Below are 23,373 nucleotides of genomic sequence, written 5' to 3' on the forward strand. Positions count from 1 at the left end.
CCTGACTGCCTTATATGGTCTGCATCTGCGTGATGCTGTAGCAGTCTCCCTCAGTAACGATAACGTGATCCAGAAAGCGCAGGCCCAGTTGCGGTGCAAGTCTTTGCAGTTCGGCGGTGAAAGCTTTGTCCGCCTCGGAAGGCGCGGGGTTGCCGCCGGGATGGTTGTGCACCATTATGATGCCGCTGGCCTTGCGCAGCAGCGCGGCCTCGAATACTTCTCTGGGCTGCATTGAAACCTCTGCGACACCGCCGCGCCGCAAACATTCCCAGGCGGTAAGCCTGTTGCGCTGGTCCACCAGCGCCAGCCAGCACTCCTCGTGCGGGCAGCCCGCCAACCGGCTCTGGGCCATACGGGCCACAGCTTGCGGCGTGACCAGCACTTCTCTTTTGCGCATGGCCGAATCCACATAGCGGCTGCGGACTTCGCGCAGGACCCGAAAAAAGGTCATCAGTCCCGGTCCAAAACCGGGCACTGCAAGAAGTTCGTCGGGCCGGGCGTCCATGACGCCCCGGATGCTGCCAAAGCGCTGGAGCAATTCCTTGGCCAGAGGTTTGGTGTCCTTGCGGGTGAGCCCATAGCCCAACAGCAGTTCCAGAACCTCATAGTCGGCCACAGCGGCGGGTTCATGCTCGAAACGCTCACGCAGTCGGGTTCTGTGGCCTGCGTGCAGTTGTATGGTGCCTGGCTTTGCTGTCATAATGTAAGCAGTCTTGGAGGTTATGCAAGAGGCAGGGATATGACTATAGGGATTTTGCCCGTTTTGGGCCAATAAACAAAGGGATTTCTGTGAGCACGACGGTCATGGCCTGCCCTGAGCCCGGCCCTGGGCCCGGGCAAAAAGGGTCGTCATGCGCGTGGCCAGAAAATCCAGACTCTGTTCGGGACTGCGGCGGCCGCTTTTGACGTGCAGTTCGGCATCCACCACAAGGGACATGCCCTGCGCGATGCCTTCAGCCCCGAGGCGCTGGGCAAGCTGTTTTTTGGCCCCGGCTTCCTGGGGGCGCATACGAGGATTTTCACCAGCCTGGCACTGCCATAAAAGGCGCAGTTCACGGGCCAGCAGGGCCAGAAGCGAAAAGAGCAGGCTGTCGCCGTCCTTGCTGCGCGCAAGCTCTCTCCACACAGCGGGCAGATTGCCTGCCTGCATGTGGCGGATGCAGGCGAAAACGTCGCATTCCGGGCTCCACGAGGCTGTGGAAATCATGGCCAGGCTTATGTCCTGCTCCCGGCTGCCGGAAGCAGCGCCAGCGGCTTCATCAGCATCCAGCATGGCGGCGCGGAGCAGAAGCAGCTTTTCCAGTTCGTTTTCAATGGCCAGGGCGTCGGGCGGAACGGAGGCGCAGAACTGCTCAAGGGCGTCGGGTTCAAAGCGCAGGTTCAGCGTCTGGCAGCGCTGCAGCACGTGTTTTTTCACCGTGCGTTCATTGAGCCCTTCATGCCGCCATATCCAGCCCTGCTTGTCGGCAAAGGCCATGCAGGGCAATTTGCCGAGATGGGCCGGAATCTTGGGCTGGCCCCGTTCCCAGTTGACCTCAAGGCAAAAGAAGGGCCAGCACTGATCCGAGGGGCGGGCCAGGGCGTGGGAGATCTTTTTCCATATTGCCGCCGGCCACTGGTTGGCCTGCCTGATAATCAGGGCGCGCGGAGCGCCAAAGAGCCCCTGAAGCGTCAGTTGCTCCCAGAAGCGCTGCGGCGGTTCTTCATCCCCCCAGTAGACATGCCTTTCCCACTGCGCAGGAGCGGTCTGGGGCATGAGGCCGCCTCCGGCTGCAGGAGGATGGGCTGCCAGCATCCTGTTGAGATGGGCGCGCAGCAGTTGTCCGTCAGGGCAGACAAGAAAGGAAAATCCTGGATGGGGAGTACTCATGTTTGTATGCCGTGCTGTTATGGAAACGCTGATGTATTCCGTTTGGCGGCGTTGCTTCATTCTCAAAGTTTAAGGCACGCTCACTACGGCGTTTAACCGCGCAGGTAAACTGCGCTTGCGCCTTCGTAGCGGGCGTCTGCTCACGCAGCCGTCAGAGCAATTTAAAAATTAAATTGCTCTAATCAGTGCTTCCTTAGAAAGAAAGCAGCCAAGAAAGTACCATACCGATAAACGCATTTTCAGGGAAGAGGAAAGGAGAAGGGGCGCTTTTTGAAAAAAGCGCCCCTTTACAGGTAGGTTTTGCATGGCCGGACAGCCCTGACCAGAGTGGATAAACTTTGATACGGCGTGAAGTCTGGTAGGCGCTGCCGTCGAAATTCCTGCCCCGAATCAGAAAACGCTTTGTACTATGACAAGAGTTTTAGGGGGTGGGGGCGTGGGGGAGGAGACCCTTTTGCAAAAGGGTCCCTCCCCCACAAAGCCTTCCTCCCCACAAAGCACTTCTCCAGTTAGTCGTAATGGCCTAGTTGGCCACGATGTTGACCAGTTTGCCCGGCACCACCACCACCTTGCGCACGGTGAGACCGGCAAGATGGCGCTGTACCGAACTGTCGGCCAGGGCCGCGGCTTCCATGGCGGCCTTGTCCGCTTCGGCGGGAATTTCCACCGTGCCGCGCAGCTTCCCATTGACCTGGAGCGCCACGGTAAGCATGTCCTGAGCCATGGCGGTCTCGCTCCATTGGGGCCAGATTTCTCCAGAAACAGAGGTCTTGTGACCAAGGCGTTCCCAGAGCTCTTCGCAGATGTGCGGCGTAATGGGGGCGAGCAGGGTTATGGCCGTGCTCATGGCAGAAGAGAACACACGCCGATCAGCCTCGCTCATGCTCAGTTTTTCCCGCGAAAGGTACATGGCGTTGACCAGTTCCATAACAGCGGCAATGGCCGTGTTGAACTGGAAGCGGTCGCTCATGTCTTCCCTGACCTTCTTCACCGTGAGGTGTTCGCGGCGGCGCAGGTCGCGGGCTTCAGGGCTTGTGGCGTCCTGATCGGTGGCGGCGCAGGCCGTGAGGGGCAGCAGGCGTTCCTGCTCTTCCATAAACAGTCGCCATACGCGGCCAATAAAGCGTGAGGCCCCCTCGATGCCGGAATCGGACCAGTCAAAGTCCCGCTCGGCAGGGGCGGCAAAAAGGCAGAACAGGCGCACGGTATCCGCGCCGTATTTTTGGATCATGGTCGTGGGATCGACCACGTTGCCCTTGGATTTGGACATCTTGCCGCCGTCTTTAAGCACCATGCCCTGAGTGAGCAGGTTCTTGAAGGGTTCGGCAAGTTCCGCCGGGAAGAAGCCCATGTCGCGGAGCACCTTGGTGAAAAAGCGGGAGTAGAGCAGGTGCAGGATGGCGTGCTCCACGCCGCCGATATACTGATCCACGGGCAGCCAGTATTTGATGGCGTCCGCGTCAAAAGGCGCTTGTGTGTCGCGGGCGCTGGTGTAGCGGGCGAAATACCAGGACGATTCCACAAAGGTGTCCATGGTGTCTGTTTCGCGCCGGGCAGGGCCGCCGCACTTGGGGCATGCGCAGTTAGCGAACGAGGGGGTGTCGGCCAGAGGCGAGCGTCCGTCGCTGTGCGTTTTTACGTCCAGCGGCAGGAGCACGGGAAGGTTTTCTTCCTTTTCGGGCACAACGCCGCACGCATCGCAGTAGATCATGGGGATTGGCGAACCCCAGTAGCGCTGGCGCGAGATGTTCCAGTCGCGCAGGCGAAACTGCACGGTGGCCTTGCCCTTGCCTTCTTTTTCAAGGCTCTGGGCCACGGCCTTTTTGCCGTCTTCATTGGGCATGCCGTCAAAGGAGCCGGAATTGACCATGACGCCGTCAGCGGTGAAGGCCTCGGTCATGCTTTCCGAATCCAGCACCTCGCCAGCGGGGCTTATGACCACGCGCAGGGGCAGGTCGTATTTGCGGGCGAATTCAAAATCGCGCTGATCGTGGGCAGGTACGCCCATGACCGCGCCCGTGCCGTAGTCGGCCAGCACAAAGTTGCCGAGCCACAGCGGCACACGCTGCCCCGTGAAGGGGTGAATGGCGTAAGCGCCGGTGAAGATACCCTCTTTTTCCGCACTGTCGGACTGGCGGTCAAGGCGGTCCATATTGCGGATGCGTTCCACAAAAGCGCGCACTTCAGCAGCGTTAGAATAGTCCGCAATGAGCTTTTCCACCAGGGGATGCTCGGGAGCCAGCGTCATGAAGGTGACGCCGAACACCGTGTCGGGCCTGGTTGTAAAGACGTCTATGCCCTCTACGCCTTCAATGGCTTTTTCAAGGCCAAAGGTAATGGCCGCGCCTGTGGATTTGCCGATCCAGTTGCGCTGCATGGCGATGACGCGGTCAGGCCAGTCGCCTTCAAGCTTGTTGAGATCGTCCAGCAGTTCGTCGCCGTAGGCGGTGATTTTAAGAAACCACTGCGTGAGGTCTTTCTGCTCCACACGGCTGTCGCAGCGCCAGCACAGGCCGTCAATGACCTGCTCGTTGGCCAGCACCGTATGACAGGAAGGGCACCAGTTCTGCGGGGCTTTTTTGCGGTAGACAAGGCCCTTTTCAAACATGCGCACAAAGAACATCTGTTCCCAGCGGTAGTATTCGGGACGGCAGGTGGCGATTTCGCGGGACCAGTCGTAGGAATAGCCCAGGCGTTTCTGCTGGGCGCGCATATTGCGTATGTTGGCGTAGGTCCACTCGGCGGGGTGGGTATTGTTTTTTATGGCCGCGTTTTCAGCGGGCAGGCCAAAGGCGTCCCAGCCCATGGGGTGCAGCACGTTGAAACCCTGCATGCGCTTGCTGCGCGCCACCACGTCGCCAATGGAATAGTTGCGCACGTGCCCCATGTGGATGTTGCCCGAAGGGTAGGGGAACATCTCCAGCACATAGTACTTGGGCTTGCTGCTTTCATGGCTGCAGGCAAAAGAATTGTCAGCCTGCCAGCGGGCCTGCCATTTTTCTTCTATAGCTTCGGGATTATAGCGTTCTTGTGTCATGGGGCATACCGATTCAGATGGAGGGATTGGCGGACGGGGCGAGCCTTTGCAGTTCGCCTGCATCAAGGGCCTTGGCCACGGCGTCGAGAATGCCGTTGATAAAATTCTTGGCATTGCCTTCGCCGAACTGGCGGCTTAGTTCCAGGGCCTCATTGATGGAGACCTTCGGCGGTACGTCGTTGCGGAACAAAAGCTCATACACGGCCAGACGCAGCAGTGTCAGTTCCACCCGGCCCATGCGGTCCACGCGCCAGTTGTGCGAAAAGCGGGTGATGGCATCGTCCAGGGCTGCGCTGTTGCTCCATACGCCCTGCACCAGTTCCCAGGAAAAGCCGCTGGCATCAACGGGAACGCCGCTTTCTTCGCTGCGCGCAAGGTTGTCCGGCGAGGTGCGGAAACTGCGGCGCAGCTCTTCAAGGGTGCGGGCCGGCGTGAAGGAAAGGCCGTACAAAACCTGAAAAGCCAGTTCGCGTTCGCCGCGCCGTGTTGCATTCTTGGCCTTGGCCATGGGTTTACAACTGCTCCATGACGCGGATGGTTTCCAGCATGGCGGCGGCAGCTTCCACGCCCTTGTTGCCAGCCTTGGAACCGGCACGCTCAATGGCCTGCTCGATATTGTCGCAGGTGAGCAGACCAAAACCGATGGGCGTGCTGTGCTCCAGCATGCAGTGGGCAATGCCCTTGGTGGCTTCGGCGCAGACATATTCAAAATGCGGAGTGCCGCCACGGATGACGGCGCCAAGGGCGAGAACGCCGTCGTATTTGCCGGAGGCCACGAGCTTTTTGCAAATCAGGGGCATTTCGAAAGCGCCGGGAATACGCACAAGCGTGATGTTTTCGGAGGCAAGGCCGTGGCGCTCCAGATAGTCGAGTGCGCCGCCCACCAGGCGGTCCACAATAAAGTCGTTGAAGCGGGTGGCCACAATGGCCACTTTAAGGCCCTTGGCGTCCAACTGGCCCGCAATGGTTGTCATAGTGCTCATGGCAACTCCTCGGCGCATGGTGTGCGCAGTTCATTCTATAGTGATACGATTGCAAAAACGACAGAGGGCACGACCCCGGGTCACGCCTACAAAAAACCCTGACGCAGCAGAAAATCCATGTTCAGCCCTGAGGCTTTGGGCGCGGCGGTATCGCCGCTGGCGGCGGCAGCCCACGGACGCAGCAGGTTGCGCACGTACTTGCCGATGAGGTCAGTTTCCATATTGACGGCCACACCCGGACGCCAGTGCAGCATGGTGGTGCGCTTCTGGGTATCGGGTATGATGTTGACCTCAAGAAAATCCGGGCCGCAATCATTGACTGTAAGGCTGATGCCGTCAAGGGTCACCGAACCCTTGGGAATAACCTCGACGCCAAATTCGGCGGGAAAGGCAATGCGGCAGCGCAGGGACTGGCCCGCCTGGCGCACTTCGCGCACAGTGGCCATGCAATCCACATGGCCGCTCACAAGGTGGCCGCCCAGGCGGTCGCCCAGGGCCAGAGCCCGTTCAAGGTTGACCAGATGCCCTGTTTGCAGCGTCCCCAAGGTAGTGCGCGAGAGCGTCTCACCTGAAGCGTAGGCCGTAAAGGTGTCTGCCCCGTGTTCTTCCACGGAAAGGCAGGCTCCGTTGACGGCAATGGATTCGCCATCCACAATGTCAGGCAGGGTAAAAAGAGGACGCAGGCAAATACGGCACTCGTTGCCGGTTTTGCGCAAGGAGCGCACCTCGCCCTGCCCCTGAATAATGCCTGTAAACATGTGTCCTACTTTGTTTCCGCAGTGTGCAGGGGGCGCAGTTCTATATGGATGTCGCCGCCGCTGGTATGGGTTCCCATAACGCGCATGCGCAGCGCTTCGTCCAGACTCAGGGGAGCCCGGCCGGAAAAAAGCGGGTGCGCGTCTTCATCACCCAGGATTATGGGCGCCATGTGCAGGCGAAATTCGTCAACAACTCCGGCTTCCAGAAGACTGAGAGCCAGGTGCCCGCCCCCTTCGCACAAAAGGTAGGGGCAGTGCAGTTCTTCCCACAGGGCCTTGAGCATGTGGGTCAGGTCGGGGCCGCCGCGCAGCGCCGGGCCAAGAGAAAGCACACGCACGCCGATATCGCGCAGGGCTTTGGCCGTGGTCGAAGCGGCGGCAGCGGGCGAAGCCAGAAACACTGTCTGCTCGGGCCGCTCTTTCAGCAGGAAAAAATCCGCGTCGGGCTGCGGCAGGCGCGATGTGAGCACGCACGCCAGAGGCTGGCGGCAGTCAGGCTCGTCATCGCTGAGGGGGCGCACGGTGAGGCGCGGGTTGTCCGCGCGAAAGGTGCCGCCGCCCACAAGCACAGCGCCGCCGCAACGGCCAATGCCAGCCCGCAGTCGCTGCACTTCCTGCCGCGATTCTTCGGAGCTGATCCACTGGGATTCGCCCCGGCGTGTGGCAATGCGGCCATCAAGAGTGGCAGCCATCTTCAGGATAACGTAGGGCCGCTGCTTTTGCTGCCAGACCAGAAAGTCGGCCACAAGGTCACGGCAGGCATCAGCGCAGACGCCTTCAATAACTTCCAGGCCGCTTTCGCGCAGTTGGCATGCGCCGCCGCAGGCTTCGGGATTGGGGTCGGCAAGGCCCACCACGATTTTCTTGATCCCCGCCTGGCGCACGGCATCGGTGCAGGGAGGCGTCTTGCCCTGGTGGCAGCAGGGTTCCAGCGTCACAACAAGAGTGCACTGGGACGGATCCACTCCCCTGGCGGCAGCGTCTTTCAGGCAGGCCACCTCGGCGTGGTCAAGCCCTGCGGCATGGTGCCACCCCCTGGCCACAACATGGCCGTCACGCACAAGCACCGCGCCCACCATGGGGTTGGGGCAGGTTTTCCAGCGGCCCTTCCGCGCCAGGGCGATGGCTTCGCGCATGAAGGGGGCGTAATCCAGTTCAGACATGGGATCTACTCCGGCTGGGGGCTGATGACTGGTGGAATGAAGTTGAGCCGTTCCACGTGCACCCCCGCTTCAGCAAGCATGGTGGTGGCAAGTTCGTCAGGATAGTATTCCGTGTAATAAATATGCCGTATGCCGCAGTTGATAAGCATTTTGCTGCACTGAACGCAGGGATGGGTCGTGCAGTACAGTTCAGCGCCGCTGATATTGATGCCGTGTACCGCAGCCTGAATAATGACATTCTGTTCCGCATGCAGGCCCCGGCAGATTTCATGCCGCTGGCCAGAGGGAATGCCCATCTGCTCACGCAGGCAGCCGATGTCAAGACAGTGCGGGACGCCAGCGGGTGCGCCGTTATACCCTGTGGCGAGAATGCGTTTGTCCTTCACGGCCACAGCGCCGACCTTGCGGCGCGTGCACGTTGAGCGCCCGCTGACAAGGTAGGTGATGTTCATAAAATATTCAGGCCAAGGCAGACGTTGCATAAGATACCCGTTAAAATTTCACACAGTGTACATAGTGGAGACACAAAAGCCAAGCCGGAGAACCGGGGCCTTGAGAGCGAAAAAACACGGTGCTTACGTAAGGGCGCAGAGGCCGATTTCTGGAGCAGATTAACTTTGAAATGCTTCACATTTCAAAGTTTTCATTCAGCCGAAAAATGCGATTTGCGCCAGCCATCAGCAGGCTGTTCGCTCTATTAACCAATTGCTGTCTTAATCCGTAGCTTCCTTCGTCGCAACGGCTAAAGCTCCGCTGAATCCACGCCACGTTGTGGCGCGCTGTACTTTCGTACAGCGTCAGAGCATTTACACTTTTTCAAAGGTAAAATGCTCTAGCAGGGGCGGCCCGAAGGTGGTGAGCCTTCGGGCCGCCAAAGGCCATAAAAAGCGTCAGGCCCTAGTGGGCAAACAGGGGAAACTGAAGGGCGAACTCTTCAACTTCCGCACGAATTTTTTCAAGGGCAGCAGCGTCATTACGGTTTTCAATGGCCGTTACAATGAACTGGCCCACAGTGCGCATATGATCCTGCTTCATGCCGCGCGTGGTGAGGGCCGCAGCGCCCAGGCGCACGCCCGACGTCACAAAGGGAGAGCGTGTTTCAAAAGGAACAGTGTTTTTGTTGACCGTGATGCCAGCGGTATCCAGAGCTATTTCAGCGTCCTTGCCGGTGATGTCCTTGCGGGTCAGGTCTACCAGCATGAGGTGGTTGTCGGTGCCGCCGGACACAAGGTCGTATCCGGCTTCGGTCAGGCATGCCGCCAGGGTGGCTGCATTGTCCATCACCTGCTGCTGGTAGGCCTTGAAGGAGGGGTGCAGCGCCTCGCCCAGGGCCACGGCCTTGGCTGCCACCACGTGCATCAGGGGGCCGCCCTGAATGCCGGGGAAGATCTGGCTGTTCAGCGTCTTGGCCATGTCTTCGGTGGAGAGGATCATGCCGCCACGGGGGCCGCGCAGGGTTTTGTGCGTGGTCGTTGTGGTGACGTGGGCGTAGGGCACGGGGCTCTGGTGCAGACCGGCGGCCACAAGACCGGCGATATGCGCCATATCGACCACCAGCTTGGCGTCAACTTCATCGGCAATGGCACGGAAGCGGGCAAAGTCAATGGCGCGGGGGTAGGCGCTGGCACCGGCCACGATGACCTTGGGCCTGTGTTCACGCGCTTTCTCGACCACCGCGTCATAGTCGATGCGACCGGTTTCACGCTGCACGCCGTAGGACACGATGTTGAAGAGGCGGCCGGAAAAGTTCACCGGACTGCCATGGGTGAGGTGCCCGCCGTGGGAAAGGTCCATGCCAAGAATGGTGTCGCCAGGCTTGAGAAAAGCCAGGTACGCGGCCATATTGGCCTGCGAGCCGGAGTGGGGCTGCACGTTGACGTACTGGGCGTCAAAAAGCAGCTTGGCACGCTCCTGGGCAAGGGTTTCGATCATATCCACATATTCGCAGCCGCCGTAATAGCGTTTGCCGGGATACCCTTCTGCATACTTGTTGGTGAGTATGCTGCCCTGAGCCTGCCTCACGGCAGTGGAAACAATGTTTTCCGAAGCGATAAGCTCAAGCTTACCCATCTGCCTTTGCGATTCCAGAAAGATGGCCCGTGCGATTTCCGGGTCCTGAAGGAGAATTTCATCCATGAACGTGGTCCTCAGTGAAATATACTGCCCGCCACAGTGGCGGGCAGTGTTGTGGATAGGCTGGACCCGGCGGAGGGGGGCGGATCTGTGGGAAGCGCGTTTCCCGAGCGCTCCTGCTGGTTCAGGCAGGGCGGCGACAGGGCGCTATTTATCCCATTTCTTCAAAATCAGGCTGGCATTGGTGCCGCCAAAGCCGAAGGAGTTGCACATGGCATACTCGCAGGCGATATGCTTTGAACCGTCAGCCATGTAATCAAGGTCACAGGCCGGGTCGGGGGTGTCGAGGTTGATGGTGCCGGGCAGCATTTCGTCATGCAGCGCCAGCGCCGTGAACACGGATTCGATACCGCCGGCAGCGCCAAGCAGATGTCCCGTCATGGATTTTGTGGCCGAAATCTTGATTTTTCTGGCATGGTCGCCAAAAACCAGTTTGATGGCCTTGGTTTCAATGCTGTCATTGAGCATTGTGGACGTGGCGTGGGCATTGATGTGCCCGATGGCCGAGGGGGCAATGCCCGCCTCGCGCAGGGCGTTCTGCATGGCGCGCGCCATGCCTTCGCCGTTTTCACAGGGGGCGGTCATATGGTAGGCGTCGCCGGAAGCGCCGTATCCAACCATTTCAGCGTAAATCTTCGCGCCGCGCTCCTGGGCCGATTCCAGCGTTTCAAGCAGCAGCAGTCCCGCGCCTTCGCCAATGACAAAACCGTCACGGTTGGCGTCAAAGGGACGTGAAGCCTTGGTGGGCTCATCGTTGTGCTGGGTCGAAAGGGCCTTGAGGGCCGTAAAGCCCGCCACGCCAAGGGGCGTGACCGTGGCTTCGACGCCGCCGGTGATAACGGCCGTGACCCTGCCGAGCAAAAGCTCGCTGAAGGACGTGCCCATGGCGTGAATGCCCGAGGCGCAGGCCGTGGTGGTGACGATGTTGGGGCCCTTGGCCCCTGTGAAGATGGATATCTGCCCAGGCCCCATGTTGGAAATGAGCATGGGAATCATGAAGGGCGAAATTTTGTTGGGGCCAGACTCCAGCAGCTTGGCATGGTAGGTCTCAATGGTGTGCAGGCCGCCAAGGCCGATGCCGAGTATCACGGCGGTGTCGTAGGCATTGGCGTCCGTCACTTGATAGCCCGAGTCCTTGAGCAGCATCTGGGCCGAAGCCACGGCAAACTGGGTAAAGCGGTCCATGCGTCGAACCTGCTTGACAGGCATGAACTCTTCGGGCGCAAAATTTTTCACCTCGCCCGCGATCCGTGAATCATAGGCCGAGGCGTCAAAAAGCGTGATGGGCGCAATGCCCGACTCGCCTGCGAGCAGTTTTTTCCATGTGCTCTCAATATCGTTGGCGAGGGGCGTAACGCCGCCAACACCAGTGATTACTACGCGGGGACGGGTCATGCATGCTCCTTTGATGCGGGAGGGGGTTTGCAGGCCCCCTCACACGCAGCAGATCTGGCGATCAAACTCTGGCTATTTCTTTTCTTCAATATAGGAAATGGCGTCCTGAACCTTCAGAAGTTTCTGAGCATCGTCGTCAGCGATTTCGACTTCAAACTCTTCTTCCATGGCCATGATCAGCTCGGTCAGGTCCAGGGAGTCAGCGCCCAGATCTTCCACAAAGCTGGCTTCGGGCTTCACTTCATCAGCGCTCACGCCAAGTTGGTCAACAATAATTTTTTTAACTTTTTCAGCGACATCAGACATGGTATCCTCCAGGTAATTTAATGATCACTTCCAAACCCGGCCTCAGGGGTGCGCCGGGAGAGTCTCCGGACTTTCCGCCTAGCAGTGCATGCCCCCATTCACCCCGAGCACCTGCCCGGTGATATAGGCAGCTTTGTCCGACGCGAGAAAGGCGACGGTTTCGGCCACATCCTGAGCAGTGCCCATGCGCTTGAGAGGAATGGATTCTTCATAGCTTTTGCGCACTTCGTCGCTGAGGGCGGCGGTCATGTCCGTTTCGATGAACCCGGGGGCCACGGCGTTAACCGTGATCTGCCGGGAAGCCAGTTCTTTGGCGCAGGACTTGGTAAGGCCCAACAGGGCGGCCTTGGCCGAGGCGTAGTTGGCCTGGCCAGCGTTGCCCATCTGGCCCACCACCGAAGAAATATTTACAATGCGGCCCTTGCGCGCCTTGCTCATGATTTTGGCGGCTTCGCGGGTGCAGATGAAAGCGCCGCGCAGATTGACGTTGATGACCTGATCAAAGTCTTCGTCCTTCATGCGCACAAGAAAGCCATCCTTGGTGATGCCCGCATTGTTGACCAATACGGCAAGATTGACTTTATCTTTGATTTCATTGGCAAAAAAATCAGAAACAGCGGCGCTGTCGCTGACATTCAGGGCAAAAGCCCTGGCATGACCGCCCTGTGCCCTGATTTCGGCTGCCACCTGTTCCGCTTCAGCGGGGCGGCTCACATAGGTAAGAAAAACCTGAAAACCGTCGCGGGCAAGGGTTTGGGCAATGGCCCGCCCGATGCCGCGCGAGCCGCCCGTAACAATGGCGGTGGGCGTAGCGGTGGGTGCGGAATGCTCTGTACTCATGCTCGTTCTGCCTTTGCTTGAGTGTGCTGTTTATAGCGTGACCATGCGCTCATTTCAATGCCGCCGACAAGAAAAAAATTGCGCGGCGGCCTGCGCTCTGGCCTGCACAACATCGTTTGATGGAGTGTGACTCTATCCCGCGACGTCTGTGTAAAATCCGCGCGGCAAAGTGGTTACAGGTTGGCGGCCTGAGCGCGGATAGCCCTGAAAATATTAAAACCGCAGCAGGGCCGCGCCCCAGGTCAAACCCGCGCCAAAGGCGGTGACGAGCATACGGTCGCCGGCCTTGATGCGCCCGGCGGCGCGGGCTTCCGTAATAGCCAGGGGGATGGAGGCCGAGGACGTATTGCCATACTTGTCAACATTGACAAAGACGCGGTCGCCGGTCATGTCCAGGCGGCTGCCCACAGCCTCAATGATGCGCATATTGGCCTGATGGGGCACAAGCAGGTTCACGTCTTTGGCGGTAAGGCCGTTGCGTGTCAGCACATCTTCACAAATGTGCACCATGTTGCGCACGGCATGCTTGTAGGTCTCGCGGCCTTGCATGGTGATGAAAAAGTCGTCGCCGACGGGATCGCCCTTGGCGTAGCGGCTGCTGGTTCCGCCGCCCACCACAATAAGATCGCGCTGCGTGCCGTCGCTCTGGCAGATGACGTCTTCAAGCCCGGCCACAACATTGCCCGGTGAACCGGCGACAATGCAGGCCGTGGCCGCATCGCCGAAAAGCACGCAGGTGCTTCTGTCGGCCCAGTTTACGCGGCGGGTCAGGGCCTCGGTGCAGACAAAAAGAATTTTGGCATCTGGCTGCTGGGCCAGAAGGGCGCGGCAGATAGAAAGGCCGTAGATAAAGCCGGAGCAGGCTGCGCCAAAATCAAAGGCCATGACCGGCCCTGTGCCAAGCTGCCCCGCCATGATGCAGGCCAGGGAAGGCGAAAGCACGTCAGGCGTGCAGGTGGCCGCGATAACGTGGGTGAGTTCAGAGGCTTCCATACCTGCGTCGGCCAGGGCCTTGCGGGCGGCCTTGAGGCCCAGGTCGGAAGCGTTCTCGTCATCGGCCAGCCTGTGTCGCTGCTTTATGCCAGTACGGGTAACAATCCATTCTTCGTTGGTGTCAACCACCTTGGCGAGGTCTTCGTTGGTCAGGACCGCGTCCGGCACATAGGCGCTCAGCGCAAGCAAATGGCAGAGAGGGTTCATTCTGTAGTACCGCCGGTTAGATGGCGCGTGAGAAGCGCGTGAGCTCCTCGTTGGCCAGGATGGTCTCGGCAAGGTGGCTGTTGGTGCCTTTGCGAACAAAAGTACCGCCCATTTTGATGGCATTTGTCATGGCAAGCGAGCTGGAACGACCATGACAGACTATGGCCAGGCCCTGAAGGCCCAACAGCGGCGCGCCGCCGTACTCGGCATAGTCAATGGTGCTGGCAAACTTTTTGAAAGCGCCCTTGGCCAGCATGCCGCCAAGAGCGGGCAGCACGCCGGTAGTAAAGACTTTCTTGAGCATGCGCACCAGCGATGACGCCAGGCCCTCGCTCATCTTGACCACGACGTTGCCCACAAAACCGTCACATACCACGACATCAAGATCGCCGGTAAAGATGTCCCGCCCTTCGGCATTCCCCACAAAGTTGAGGTTTTGGGCCATCTTTAGCAGTTCATAGGCTTCCTTGACCTGAGAGTTGCCTTTGCCTTCTTCTTCACCAATGCTCAGCAGGCTGACGCGGGGCGAAGGATAGCTCAGCAGATCCCTGGCAAAAGCGTCTCCCATAAGGCCGAACTGAAAGAGATGATAGGGGCGGCAATCCACATTGGCTCCGGCATCGAGCACAACCACGGGGTCTTTTTCCGTAGGCAGCAACGCGGCCAGAGCAGGACGCTCCACTCCGGGAAGGCGCCCCATGATGAACATGCCACAAGCCACTGTGGCGCCGGAATGTCCGGCACTGACCACAGCGTCTGCGGCGCCGTCCTTCACCAGGCGGCAGGCCACCTGGATGGAGGCGTTCTTTTTGCGGCGCAGAATGTCCGAGGGCTTTTCATTCATGTGCACCACATCATCGGCCTGAACGATATCATAATGCACGTCCTTGAGGTCAAGCTTGTTCAGCTCGGCCTCAAGCTTGGGGGTGTCGCCCACAAGCTGGATATGCAGATCATGAAGTCGGGCGGCCTCAACGGCACCCGGCACTACCACGGAGGGGCCAAAGTCCCCTCCCATGGCATCTACGGCGATGATGGGGCGCTCGCTCATTACTCGCTATCGGTCTTGGCAACGACCTGACGGCCCTTGTACGTGCCGCAGCTGGGGCAGACGCAATGGGGCACGGTGGGCTCGCCGCAGGAGCAGTAAATAACGGCAGGAATGGCCACACGATCGTGAGAGCGGCGCATTCCCTTGCGGGAGCGGGATTTTTTATTCTGTTGCACAGCCATGGTGTTCTCCTTTTCAGTCCTTGCGGACACGTAAGGCAAAGATATGGCGGGCAGGACCAGAGGTAGGACTTGCCCGCAAGACTCAGCAGTTTAGTAAAAAAGTTTAGAAATGTCTAGGCTCCGTCTGCGGCAATCCGTCAGCGGAAACCATTTTTTCACAGCCGCCATATCATCTCAGGGGGCGGCCTGTGATGCCCATTCAGTTCTTGTGCAGCGTGAGCCCGCGCAAGACAGCCATGCGGGGGTCAAGTTCTTCGTGCTCGCACGCGCAGAGCCCCTCATTGAGGTTGGCTCCGCAGCTGGGGCAAAGCCCCTTGCATGTGGCGGCGCACAGGGGCGTCACGGGCAGGGCGAGCATAAGCTCTTCCCAGCAGATGGCCGCAAGATCCAGCAGTGGCACGTTGTTCTCAAAAACAAGGCGGCTTTCCGGAGTGTCTTCTTGCAAGCGCTCGGCGGAAGGCCCGGCAGCGTCGTCAAGCTCGTCGCTCTCCGGCAGTTCCTCAAAATCTTCAAAGCGCGCGTTGACCACAGCCAGGGCATCCTCGGTGCAGCGACTGCACGGCAGAACCACCTCGCCTGTCAGACTGCCGCGTACAAGCCAGCCGCCGTCAGTGGGCAGCACGCTGATACTGGCGCTCAGGGGTTTGGTAATCCGGCAGTCCATCTGAAACTCCTCAATGGAGTTCTGCCAGATGGCCTGATCGTCCAGATGAAACTCCCTGCCTTCGGGGGGCAGTTCGTTGAGTAATATGCGGTAATTCTGCATGAGGTACCTCGAAAGTCTGGCTACATACCCTTGCCCATAACAGTTGTCAAGAAGACGCTAAAACTTGCGCTCACGCCCCTGCCGGGCAAAGCAGGCTGGTGGTCGCGGCCAGAATTGCATCACGATCGCTCGGGGCTGCCGTGCATTGCGTAAGATATAGCGCCAGTATGACCGGCGTTCCTGCCGCAGGCAACAGTATGCCCACATCATTGGAGGTGCCGTTGGCCCCGCTGCCGGTCTTGTGCCCCACCTTCCAGCCGACGGGCGCTCCCGCGGGTATGCGGCTTGCTCCGGTGGCGCATTCCGTCAGCCATTGCCTCAAGAGTTCACGGTGCTCAGGGAGCAGGGCGGCGCCCATCAGCAGTGCATCAAGCGTAACCGCCATGGCCGTGGGGCTTGTCGTATCCCGCATGTCGCCGGGTTCCGCGCTGTTCAGGGCGGGTTCCGTACGGTCCAGGCGAAAGCTGCCGTCCCCCAGCGAACGGGCGAAGGCCGTCAGGCCCGAAGGGCCGCCGATCATTCCCAAAAGCAGGTTGGCAGCCGTATTGTCGCTGTATTGCAGGGCCGCAGCGCACAATTGCCGCACACGCATGCCCTTGTTCACGAATTTTTCAGTTACAGGCGACCACGCGACAATTTCTTTCGGCCCGATGCGGACAAGACTGTCCAGTTTCTGCGGATGCAGCTTGAGCACAGCGGCCGCAGCCAGCACCTTAAATGTGCTGCACATGGGAAAGGCTTCATCGCCCCGGTATGTGAACAGGCTGCCTGTGGCGCAATCAAGGCGGGCCGCCCCGAGTCTGCCGCCAGATAATTTTTCAAGCCGCGAAATTTTTTCAATAAGTTCTGTCTGACCGGCATTCGTGAGATCAGTATCCATGCCCCCTGAAAATGCTGCTGCGCCAAGAGGGGAAGCGAGGGCGCTTAATCCGGCAAGGCAGGCAAGGCCCGTCATTTTTGCCAAAAACGCCCTGCGTTCCGGTGCGAAAGAACATGTGCCGGTGGATGCGGACATTTTGCGCCGTTCCGTCCTTGAGCAATCTATGATTGAAGTAATCTATGCTTTAAGTGTCTGATGGCAATTGTCAATGCGTGGCAAAAAGCAGTGCCAGCGCCAGCCCCGCAAAGACCAGCCCTGCGGCGCGGTGAATGAACACCTGACCGCCCGGAGATTTGTTGAACCACACGGCCAGCTTGCCGCCAAGCAGGGCCACGCTGAAAAAAACAATAATGGTGGCCAGCATGAACAGCAGCCCCAGGCTGAGAACCTGCAAAGCCACGCTGCCCCGTGCCGGAGTGCAGAACTGCGGCAGAAAAGCGAGAAAAAAAAGCGAAACCTTGGGGTTGGTCACGTTCATGACAATGCCGCGCCGGTACAGTGAGGCATAGCCAGGAAAGGGCGCGCCGTCGCCCTTGGTGACGGCCAGCGCAGCGCCAGCCCTGAACGACAGCCAGGCCAGCCATAGCAGATATGCCGCGCCCACGGCCTTGAGTATGGTGAAGGCCAGGGGCGATGTCTGAAAAATGGCGGCCACGCCCAGCGCTACGGCCGTGGTGTGCACACAGAGCCCCGTGACGAGGCCAAGTGTTGTGACCATGCCCGCGCCTGCGCCATAGACGGCGGACTGGGTAAGCACAAAAATATTGTCCGGCCCCGGAGCAATACCAAGCAGAAGAGACGCCGCAAAAAAAGCCAGAGCTATGTCCACCGTCAGCATTGCTTTTTTTCTCCCTCAAGCAAAAAAGTGATTTTTGCGTTGCGCGGTTTGGCCTTAACCGCGCATTCCAGACGCAGGGCGTCCGCCTTGCAGGAACATGCCCGGCTGGCCAGCAGGCGTACCGGGCGTCTGCCGCGCGTATAGCGCGCGCCGCCGGGCGCTGCGCCATTGTGCTGCGCAAGACGCCGCTCCATATCGCAGGTGATGCCGCAGTACAGGGTGCCGTCGGCGCATTCCAGCACATAGACCTGCCAGCTGTCAGGCGTCATTGGCTTCTCCACAATTTCATGATGCCGTCCGGAAGGGCTTGCAAAGCCGTCTTCGCCTGCGGCCAGACTTTTTTAGGAAGCACTGATTAAAGAGCCTCCTGGAAACGCGCAGGTATTTCCTTTGGCGGCGCGGACAAAAATCCTCTCCACCCTCACGGCGCACGCCTGCTTTCGCAGACGCCGAGCGCCTTCACGGAGAAACGGTGTTAGAGCATTTTAACTTTGAAAAAGTGTAAATGCTCTAACGCTGCACGAAGGTGCAGCGCGCCACAACGTGGCGTGGATTCAGCCGAGCTTTAGCCGTAGCTTCCTTCGTCGCAACGGCTAAAGCTCGGCTGAATGAAAACTTTGAAATGTGAAGCATTTCAAAGTTCATCTGCTCTAGTCAAACCCTCCGGCAAGCCAGACGGTAACAAGAAAAGACAGCATCCAGTTGCCCATGCGCCACAGCCAGGGGTTGGGCATGACGCCAGCCGTCATGAGGCGCATCTGCCGCAGCGTCCCCGCCAGTGACCCTATGGTGTGAAAGAACACAAAGCCAAGTCCCGCCAGAAAGCCGAACTGCGCAAGGCACACAAGAAAAATGGCAAAGGTGATACAGGGGGCGAGGCAGGCGTTGGAGCTGTCCCGACCGGTAATCCATATCTGCCCCAGGGGCGATCCTGACTGAAAGCCGCCGAAGTTGCGTCCGCCAAAGGTTCGTTGATAAAAACGGCCCCGCCCGTCGGTCTGGCCGTATCCTTCAGACCCGTCCTGACGGCCGTTGCGGCCATATGTCGTATCCTGATGTTGCTCCTGGTTCTGTTGCCTGTCCGACATAAAAACCACTTCAGCGTCGATCACGCGCCTTTGCTCTTCCCCGGAGCCTTGGCCGCCGTGCTCTTGCCCCGATGGCACGGGCAGATTGGCATCGTGCGGCGTATGCGCGTTGTCGGAGCCTTGGGGGGGCTTGTTCGGGGGGTGGCTCATGCTCGGCCTCCTGATGTATGTCAGCCTTGGGGGCGGATTATTGCTGGAAATGAATAAGGGCTTGCCGTGGTTGTGCCTGCTCCATGGCGGGGCGTCAAGGGCATGGCCGTGGTCAGGCTGCCAGGCGCGGAAGCGCCGCAAGGGGGCGACGAGCCTGGGTGACGAACCTGGCCCGCCTTGCCAAGTCCATTTGGCAGCGCTATTCTTTTGGGCATCAGGTATCAGGTATCAGGCGTGGCCGTTTGGCCGCGACCATGAGGAGGTTTTTATGAAAAAAAATTTTGCTGCGATTTTTCTGACAATGACGTTTTTTGTGTTTTCGGCCCTGACTGTGGGCGCGCAACCCGTGGACAAGGTGGAACAGAAGCTTGACGAGGCCTGGACCGCTTACAATATCGGCCAATACCAGAAAGTTCTGCAACTGGTGCAGCCCCTGGCCTCGGACGGCAATGCCCGCGCCCAGATCATCCTGGGCCGCTGCTATGAGAACGGCCTTGGCGTGCCGCAGGATATGGAAATGGCTGCCAAGTGGTTTCGTCTTGCGGCGGAACAGAACAATAGCGAAGCCCAGGTGCTTCTGGCCTACCAGTACGAACTGGGCATTGGCGTAGCCAGAAACGACGCGACCGTGGTGGACCTTATGACCCGCGCGGCCAATGCGGGCAATGCCGAAGCCCTGTTTAACCTGGCACTGTATCACGGCCAGGGCAAGTATGGTTTTGCCAAAGACCCCGCTGAAAGTTTCCGCCTGGCCAAGCTGGCGGCTGACAAGGGTTACGCGCAGGCCGAGCGCTATGTAGGGGCCTGCTATGACCATGGCGTGGGTGTGCCGGAAAACAAGGCCGAAGCGCAGGTCTGGTATGGCAAGGCCAGGGCGCAGGGCCTGGAAGTGGAAGGCAACGTGTTCAATTTTGTGCGTGAGTACAGCATGCCGTAATGCCTGATGGAGCGCCGCAATGGCACGGGTTTCCATCAAGGCTCTACTTCGGGGCACAGGATATTCTGTGGAAAAGGCCCCCCCGGCTTGACGCTGACAACTGGTTATAACAGACGTGCGGTGCTAAAAAGCCGCCTTTTCACGCAGAGTTGCACAAACAGATATGGCCGCCTCCACAAGGGGCGGCCATCCTCGACAGTGTCGCCACGAGCGCCTTTCCAGTTATTTCTGCGTCGAACTTCACCTTTTATTCCGGTCGAGTACCAGTAGAGTACACTCCCTGCATAAAAGGTTCGTTCTCCTTGATATAGCAGGAAATTCATCCCATTGCGACACTGTCTGAGTGCTTGCTGTACTTTGGCATAGTATAGCGAATGTTCTGATCTCAAGAGAGGGCAGCCGCCGCGGCTTCAAGGCAGTACCTCGTCGTACCTTTGCACTGTTCCTGCTGACGCGGGCGACGTGCTGAAACGTCCACTTCAAGACGTCATTGGCCTGCCTGGCCTGCCGGAGACGCGCCGCGCTCCACGCGGATATGGTTCAATACCGTAAGCCTTTGCAGCAGGGCTTTGAGGGAATACCGTATCTTGCCCCTGGCATCTTCCATGAGATCCTGACGAATCTCCTGAAAGGCCTGCCCCAGAATTTCTTCAATATATTCCCTGTTTTTGGCCGTGATTTTTTCACGGTTTTTTTCATTGAGAAGAAATTTGGGCAGCTTTTGCCGTCGAAGAAAATTCTTGCCGAATTTGCCCAGCGCCCATGTGCCCGCAAAAGCCGCAGCGCCGCCGATGACGGCGGAAACCGGCTCAGCCGTGGTGAGCAGCATTTTTTCGCCAATGGCAAGGGCCGCAATGCCCGGCAGCACGGCCACAGCCATCACATCCATGGTGTTGAGCAAGGTAAGGCGCGAGACTTTCACCTGTACCGCGTCGAAAAAACTGGTGCTGAGCGTGCGGGCGGAAAAATTCAGCCTCGGCACAAGGTACACGCCATTTTCACGCAGCCAGCGGCTGAACTGCAGGCGCAATTCCCTTTCAATTTCCTTGCGGGCGGCTTCCGTGCGTTCCTGAACAATAGCCAGCAGACCGGAATCATTCTGGATTTTTTCACTGATTTCCCGCTCGATCTCTTCAACGGTTTTTCTGTCCTCCTGGGCGGCCTCAAGAACGCTCAGGATATCCTTGACCGCGATGCGTTCGGCGCAGGTTTTGGCGGCCATCTTTGTGTGTTTTTCAAAGATGCCCTGCGCAAGGTCGGCAACGCGCAGGCAGAAGTCTTCGCTCTGTTTTTCAAGCAGGTTTTTTATCTTGAGGTGGGTGTGCAGCAGCATGGGGTAGAGGGCCAGGCCAAAGGCAATATCCTCGTAGGTACGCGGGCTCATGACGATATTGTCGGTGCCGAAAACATCGCGAACAGCCTCGCTGGCGAAAAACCAGCCGCTGCTGCCGCCCGTGAGGATGACCTTGTCGACGCTTTTTAGCCGCCGTATGTCGTAAAGCACGTCCTTGAACCAGGAGATGAGGCCCACCTGGCGGCCCTGCAGCATTTCTCCGGCCACAGTGCCCAGCGAACCCCTGTTGGCATACTGGCTGAGCATGGTTAGCAGGGATTCTGAAGCCACATAGCTTTCCGCCGCGCTGACCACCTGCGGCCTGGTGAGTTCGTGCAGATAGGCGTGTTTTTGCGTGCCCGCCGCATCGTACCACGAAAGGTGCAGGCTTACGTCGCTGTCGGCATCCTTTTGCAGTATCTTGGAAAAGCGTTCCTTTTCCGCCTTGCACAAAACCCAATGGACATAATACTCGCAATTGTCGGCCTGCACCTCTTGCTGCAAGTGGGGATTCTGGCGGCAGAAAAGCTGAAAGAACAGATCGTCGAACAGACGCCCGCCCAAAAGCCGATCGCCACCGCTGTGCAGGATGTTGGAGTTTTCCGCCAGGGTGAAGTCGCAGGTGCCGCCGCCGAAGTCCAGAATAAGCAGGCTGTGTTCCAGATCATCCAGTTCAATGGCCCCGGACTGCAGGCAGGAGATCATGGCCGCGTCGGATTCCTTGATAAGAGCGGGCACGGGCCAGCCCGCATCCCTGAAGCAGTGCGCGAGCTGTATGCCGAAGCTTTCGCGCGTGCGGGCGGGAATGCCCACATACAGCTGGCTGTCGGGCTCAAGCGTGTCCTGCGGCAAGGCCTCGCGCAGCATGCGCAGAAAGTCCGTCATCCAGCCAACCGCTTCGGCATTTTCTTCGCCTATTTCGGGCTTGAACTGGCAGCGCAGGCTGCGGCGCGTCCGCATGCCGGGGTTGGCGTAATACTCGCTCTCCGCCAGATGCCCGATAAGCAGGGGCGAACCGTCTTCATAAAGGATGGCGGTTTCGACGCAGCCGTCCGGCGCGCTGACGCGGGGCAGCAGCACAGGCTGCGGGGCCGTGGAGCTTTTGTGTGCGCCATAGATGTAGGTATTGCTGGTGCCAAGGTCGATGCCCAGTATCTTCATGCCGTGGCTCCCCCCGCAGATGCTCCCCCCGCAGATGCTCCCCCTGCAGATGCTTCCGCTGTGGACGCCCCCCCCGGTGGATGCGCCCCCTTGGCTGGCGGGAATTCTTTTTGCACGTGCCCTTTGACGACAGTGTCTCCAGAACGGGAATAGCGGCGCAAAACGCGGCAGCGGTCACCGTTACGCACAAGCCCGACGGTGTCGTAAAGTTCGGCATGCAGGGCGTCGTCCCACACAATGTGGCTGAGCCCCTCGCCGGGGTTATAGCCCATAAAAGCAAGCTGTTCCGAGAGAAAGCGCCTGGCTTCCGTATTCATGCCGTCCAGCAGATGGATGACGCCAAGGGCCAGCGGGCAGTCGTTTCTGGGGCATCTGCCTGTGTGCGTATCTACCTGGCCCTGTTCCCTGAGGCTGTCCAGTTCAGTGCGCAACTGCTCCCAGGCCGTGAAAAAGGTCATGAGATTCCGCGCACGGGCCTGGGCCTGCTGCTCCAGCGAAATCCTGAACGCCGCCATATCGAGCGCGGTGGTTTTTTTGGCAAGCAGCACAAAAAGAAAGGCGGCCCCAAGCAGCAGGTACAGGCGTTTGAGCAGGCCCGGTGCGCCGCTGGAACCAAAGACGGCGCTTTTGAAGTCCGCCCAGGAAGCCAGCCGTAACACGCCTGCCACCATGCTGGCGGCAAAGGTTGTCAGCGCGCCAAGGCCAAGGAGAAGCAAAAGGCGGCTGCGCGCCCTGGGGTTGCCCGCCAGAAACTCCGCGCCGTAAAGCATGCCGAGCACCGTGGCCACCCTTATGATTTCCCCGCCCATATCAATGAGCCCCAGCAGTTTTGACAGCAGGCCGCCAACAAAAAAGCCAAGAAAAACGATGCCTGCCATGCTCGGCAGGGAGTAGCGCTTCACATAGAGGGCACCAGTGGAAAAATCGGGCATGTCGCGTGCGAGGCTCCAGCGGAGGTCTTCCGGGATATCGGCGCTGGCGGCTTTTGCGGCGCAAAGATCCACAAGCTCTTCCTTGAGGTCTGAAAGCAGCTGGCGGTGCTGGACAAAATCCCTGGGAAAGGAGGGTATTTTTTCAAGGGTTGCATCCAGAGCGGGCTGTAAGTCCGGCATGGACGCTGCGGTGTTATTTGTCATTGTCATCAGCATATCCCGTTTGCAATGTGGGCCGTCGGGCAGAGTGCGAGCCGAGCGAAAACAGCTCAGCTGATCTTTGGGGAAATTCACGTTGAAAATAGGCATCCGCAACGCATTACGCACTCCTTCTTTGGGGTTCCAGGCAGCACAGGTCATCTGCACTGTC

Annotated in this window: 24 protein-coding genes; 2 read left to right on the forward strand and 22 right to left on the reverse strand. The window is 59.0% G+C overall.

Going from position 1 to position 23,373, the window contains the following annotated elements:
• Positions 1-10: 10 nt before the first annotated feature.
• The 17 genes from RBR41_RS00380 to bla form a co-directional block, all read right to left on the reverse strand.
• Positions 11-700 carry a RadC family protein gene (locus RBR41_RS00380; protein ID WP_320350094.1) on the reverse strand — a complete coding sequence of 230 codons (690 nt, stop codon included), beginning with the start codon at positions 698-700 and terminating at the stop codon, positions 11-13.
• Positions 701-802: 102 nt separating this feature from the next.
• Entirely contained in the window at positions 803-1,870 is a 1,068-nt protein-coding gene (locus RBR41_RS00385) for a DNA polymerase III subunit delta (protein WP_320350095.1), read from the reverse strand.
• A 523-nt stretch (positions 1,871-2,393) separates the two neighbouring features.
• A complete protein-coding gene (gene leuS / locus RBR41_RS00390) occupies positions 2,394-4,907 on the reverse strand; it encodes a leucine--tRNA ligase (protein ID WP_320350097.1) in 2,514 nt (837 codons plus the stop codon).
• Between the two features lie 13 nt (positions 4,908-4,920).
• Positions 4,921-5,415, reverse strand: a complete 495-nt coding sequence (gene nusB, locus RBR41_RS00395) for a transcription antitermination factor NusB (RefSeq protein ID WP_320350098.1) — start codon at positions 5,413-5,415, stop codon at positions 4,921-4,923.
• A gap of 4 nt (positions 5,416-5,419) precedes the next feature.
• The gene (ribE, locus tag RBR41_RS00400; RefSeq protein WP_320350099.1) at positions 5,420-5,890 is read right to left on the reverse strand and encodes a 6,7-dimethyl-8-ribityllumazine synthase; all 471 of its coding nucleotides are present in this window, start codon (positions 5,888-5,890) and stop codon (positions 5,420-5,422) included.
• Positions 5,891-5,976: 86 nt separating this feature from the next.
• Positions 5,977-6,648 carry a riboflavin synthase gene (locus RBR41_RS00405; protein WP_320350101.1) on the reverse strand — a complete coding sequence of 224 codons (672 nt, stop codon included), beginning with the start codon at positions 6,646-6,648 and terminating at the stop codon, positions 5,977-5,979.
• A 5-nt stretch (positions 6,649-6,653) separates the two neighbouring features.
• Positions 6,654-7,811 carry a bifunctional diaminohydroxyphosphoribosylaminopyrimidine deaminase/5-amino-6-(5-phosphoribosylamino)uracil reductase RibD gene (gene ribD / locus RBR41_RS00410; RefSeq protein ID WP_320350103.1) on the reverse strand — a complete coding sequence of 386 codons (1,158 nt, stop codon included), beginning with the start codon at positions 7,809-7,811 and terminating at the stop codon, positions 6,654-6,656.
• Between the two features lie 5 nt (positions 7,812-7,816).
• Positions 7,817-8,293, reverse strand: a complete 477-nt coding sequence (locus RBR41_RS00415) for a cytidine/deoxycytidylate deaminase family protein (protein ID WP_320350105.1) — start codon at positions 8,291-8,293, stop codon at positions 7,817-7,819.
• A 415-nt stretch (positions 8,294-8,708) separates the two neighbouring features.
• Positions 8,709-9,947: a serine hydroxymethyltransferase gene (gene glyA / locus RBR41_RS00420; RefSeq protein ID WP_320350106.1), complete on the reverse strand. Its 1,239-nt coding sequence runs from the start codon at positions 9,945-9,947 to the stop codon at positions 8,709-8,711.
• Positions 9,948-10,091: 144 nt separating this feature from the next.
• Positions 10,092-11,339 carry a beta-ketoacyl-ACP synthase II gene (gene fabF, locus RBR41_RS00425; RefSeq protein ID WP_320350108.1) on the reverse strand — a complete coding sequence of 416 codons (1,248 nt, stop codon included), beginning with the start codon at positions 11,337-11,339 and terminating at the stop codon, positions 10,092-10,094.
• Positions 11,340-11,411: 72 nt separating this feature from the next.
• Positions 11,412-11,645 carry an acyl carrier protein gene (locus RBR41_RS00430; RefSeq protein WP_179981257.1) on the reverse strand — a complete coding sequence of 78 codons (234 nt, stop codon included), beginning with the start codon at positions 11,643-11,645 and terminating at the stop codon, positions 11,412-11,414.
• Between the two features lie 78 nt (positions 11,646-11,723).
• Positions 11,724-12,485 carry a 3-oxoacyl-[acyl-carrier-protein] reductase gene (fabG, locus tag RBR41_RS00435; RefSeq protein WP_320350110.1) on the reverse strand — a complete coding sequence of 254 codons (762 nt, stop codon included), beginning with the start codon at positions 12,483-12,485 and terminating at the stop codon, positions 11,724-11,726.
• Between the two features lie 213 nt (positions 12,486-12,698).
• A complete protein-coding gene (locus RBR41_RS00440) occupies positions 12,699-13,685 on the reverse strand; it encodes a beta-ketoacyl-ACP synthase III (protein WP_320350112.1) in 987 nt (328 codons plus the stop codon).
• A gap of 16 nt (positions 13,686-13,701) precedes the next feature.
• Positions 13,702-14,736 carry a phosphate acyltransferase PlsX gene (gene plsX, locus RBR41_RS00445; RefSeq protein WP_320350114.1) on the reverse strand — a complete coding sequence of 345 codons (1,035 nt, stop codon included), beginning with the start codon at positions 14,734-14,736 and terminating at the stop codon, positions 13,702-13,704.
• Positions 14,736-14,918 (reverse strand): 50S ribosomal protein L32, encoded by a 183-nt coding sequence (rpmF, locus tag RBR41_RS00450; protein ID WP_179981261.1) that lies wholly within the window; start codon positions 14,916-14,918, stop codon positions 14,736-14,738. The genes plsX and rpmF overlap by 1 nt, the downstream gene beginning before the upstream one ends.
• A 199-nt stretch (positions 14,919-15,117) precedes the next feature.
• Complete coding sequence (locus RBR41_RS00455; protein WP_320350117.1) at positions 15,118-15,684, reverse strand: DUF177 domain-containing protein; 567 nt, start codon at positions 15,682-15,684, stop codon at positions 15,118-15,120.
• 70 nt (positions 15,685-15,754) lie between these two features.
• Positions 15,755-16,564 carry a class A beta-lactamase gene (bla, locus tag RBR41_RS00460; RefSeq protein WP_320350119.1) on the reverse strand — a complete coding sequence of 270 codons (810 nt, stop codon included), beginning with the start codon at positions 16,562-16,564 and terminating at the stop codon, positions 15,755-15,757.
• Here bla and RBR41_RS00465 point away from each other — a divergent pair.
• Positions 16,563-16,760: a hypothetical protein gene (locus tag RBR41_RS00465; RefSeq protein WP_320350121.1), complete on the forward strand. Its 198-nt coding sequence runs from the start codon at positions 16,563-16,565 to the stop codon at positions 16,758-16,760. The genes bla and RBR41_RS00465 overlap by 2 nt on opposite strands.
• Before the next feature lie 9 nt (positions 16,761-16,769).
• Here the strand turns inward: RBR41_RS00465 and RBR41_RS00470 are convergent, their stop codons facing one another.
• From RBR41_RS00470 to RBR41_RS00480, 3 genes are all read right to left on the reverse strand, one after another.
• Positions 16,770-17,402 carry a LysE family translocator gene (locus tag RBR41_RS00470; protein ID WP_320350123.1) on the reverse strand — a complete coding sequence of 211 codons (633 nt, stop codon included), beginning with the start codon at positions 17,400-17,402 and terminating at the stop codon, positions 16,770-16,772.
• Positions 17,396-17,671, reverse strand: a complete 276-nt coding sequence (locus tag RBR41_RS00475) for a GIY-YIG nuclease family protein (protein WP_320350124.1) — start codon at positions 17,669-17,671, stop codon at positions 17,396-17,398. Before RBR41_RS00475 ends, RBR41_RS00470 begins: the two co-directional genes overlap by 7 nt.
• A gap of 381 nt (positions 17,672-18,052) precedes the next feature.
• Positions 18,053-18,640, reverse strand: a complete 588-nt coding sequence (locus RBR41_RS00480) for a hypothetical protein (RefSeq protein ID WP_320350125.1) — start codon at positions 18,638-18,640, stop codon at positions 18,053-18,055.
• A 268-nt stretch (positions 18,641-18,908) separates the two neighbouring features.
• On the opposite strand from RBR41_RS00480, the gene RBR41_RS00485 reads away from it, so the two are divergent.
• A complete protein-coding gene (locus tag RBR41_RS00485) occupies positions 18,909-19,577 on the forward strand; it encodes a tetratricopeptide repeat protein (protein WP_320350126.1) in 669 nt (222 codons plus the stop codon).
• 487 nt (positions 19,578-20,064) lie between these two features.
• Here the strand turns inward: RBR41_RS00485 and RBR41_RS00490 are convergent, their stop codons facing one another.
• Positions 20,065-22,071 (reverse strand): molecular chaperone, encoded by a 2,007-nt coding sequence (locus RBR41_RS00490; RefSeq protein ID WP_320350128.1) that lies wholly within the window; start codon positions 22,069-22,071, stop codon positions 20,065-20,067.
• On the reverse strand, positions 22,068-23,213 hold the full coding sequence (locus RBR41_RS00495; RefSeq protein WP_320350130.1) for an adenosine deaminase: 1,146 nt from the start codon (positions 23,211-23,213) through the stop codon (positions 22,068-22,070). The genes RBR41_RS00490 and RBR41_RS00495 overlap by 4 nt, the downstream gene beginning before the upstream one ends.
• Between the last annotated feature and the right edge of the window lie 160 nt (positions 23,214-23,373).

The sequence above is a fragment of the Desulfovibrio sp. genome, assembly GCF_034006445.1.
Lineage (GTDB): Bacteria > Desulfobacterota > Desulfovibrionia > Desulfovibrionales > Desulfovibrionaceae > Desulfovibrio.

Excerpts from the sequence above, each read along its gene's own strand:
- bla (WP_320350119.1), bottom strand. The coding sequence starts at position 16,564 with ATGGATACTGATCTCACGAATGCCGGTCAGACAGAACTTATTGAAAAA.
- RBR41_RS00380 (WP_320350094.1), bottom strand. The coding sequence starts at position 700 with ATGACAGCAAAGCCAGGCACCATACAACTGCACGCAGGCCACAGAACC.
- fabF (WP_320350108.1), bottom strand. The coding sequence starts at position 11,339 with ATGACCCGTCCCCGCGTAGTAATCACTGGTGTTGGCGGCGTTACGCCC.
- RBR41_RS00455 (WP_320350117.1), bottom strand. The coding sequence starts at position 15,684 with ATGCAGAATTACCGCATATTACTCAACGAACTGCCCCCCGAAGGCAGG.
- RBR41_RS00475 (WP_320350124.1), bottom strand. The coding sequence starts at position 17,671 with ATGACGCCTGACAGCTGGCAGGTCTATGTGCTGGAATGCGCCGACGGC.
- RBR41_RS00465 (WP_320350121.1), top strand. The coding sequence starts at position 16,563 with ATGCCCCCTGAAAATGCTGCTGCGCCAAGAGGGGAAGCGAGGGCGCTT.
- RBR41_RS00430 (WP_179981257.1), bottom strand. The coding sequence starts at position 11,645 with ATGTCTGATGTCGCTGAAAAAGTTAAAAAAATTATTGTTGACCAACTT.
- RBR41_RS00485 (WP_320350126.1), top strand. The coding sequence starts at position 18,909 with ATGAAAAAAAATTTTGCTGCGATTTTTCTGACAATGACGTTTTTTGTG.
- RBR41_RS00385 (WP_320350095.1), bottom strand. The coding sequence starts at position 1,870 with ATGAGTACTCCCCATCCAGGATTTTCCTTTCTTGTCTGCCCTGACGGA.
- RBR41_RS00470 (WP_320350123.1), bottom strand. The coding sequence starts at position 17,402 with ATGCTGACGGTGGACATAGCTCTGGCTTTTTTTGCGGCGTCTCTTCTG.
- RBR41_RS00495 (WP_320350130.1), bottom strand. The coding sequence starts at position 23,213 with ATGACAATGACAAATAACACCGCAGCGTCCATGCCGGACTTACAGCCC.
- RBR41_RS00490 (WP_320350128.1), bottom strand. The coding sequence starts at position 22,071 with ATGAAGATACTGGGCATCGACCTTGGCACCAGCAATACCTACATCTAT.
- plsX (WP_320350114.1), bottom strand. The coding sequence starts at position 14,736 with ATGAGCGAGCGCCCCATCATCGCCGTAGATGCCATGGGAGGGGACTTT.
- glyA (WP_320350106.1), bottom strand. The coding sequence starts at position 9,947 with ATGGATGAAATTCTCCTTCAGGACCCGGAAATCGCACGGGCCATCTTT.
- RBR41_RS00480 (WP_320350125.1), bottom strand. The coding sequence starts at position 18,640 with ATGAGCCACCCCCCGAACAAGCCCCCCCAAGGCTCCGACAACGCGCAT.
- ribD (WP_320350103.1), bottom strand. The coding sequence starts at position 7,811 with ATGTCTGAACTGGATTACGCCCCCTTCATGCGCGAAGCCATCGCCCTG.
- leuS (WP_320350097.1), bottom strand. The coding sequence starts at position 4,907 with ATGACACAAGAACGCTATAATCCCGAAGCTATAGAAGAAAAATGGCAG.
- rpmF (WP_179981261.1), bottom strand. The coding sequence starts at position 14,918 with ATGGCTGTGCAACAGAATAAAAAATCCCGCTCCCGCAAGGGAATGCGC.
- RBR41_RS00405 (WP_320350101.1), bottom strand. The coding sequence starts at position 6,648 with ATGTTTACAGGCATTATTCAGGGGCAGGGCGAGGTGCGCTCCTTGCGC.
- RBR41_RS00415 (WP_320350105.1), bottom strand. The coding sequence starts at position 8,293 with ATGCAACGTCTGCCTTGGCCTGAATATTTTATGAACATCACCTACCTT.
- nusB (WP_320350098.1), bottom strand. The coding sequence starts at position 5,415 with ATGGCCAAGGCCAAGAATGCAACACGGCGCGGCGAACGCGAACTGGCT.
- fabG (WP_320350110.1), bottom strand. The coding sequence starts at position 12,485 with ATGAGTACAGAGCATTCCGCACCCACCGCTACGCCCACCGCCATTGTT.
- RBR41_RS00440 (WP_320350112.1), bottom strand. The coding sequence starts at position 13,685 with ATGAACCCTCTCTGCCATTTGCTTGCGCTGAGCGCCTATGTGCCGGAC.
- ribE (WP_320350099.1), bottom strand. The coding sequence starts at position 5,890 with ATGAGCACTATGACAACCATTGCGGGCCAGTTGGACGCCAAGGGCCTT.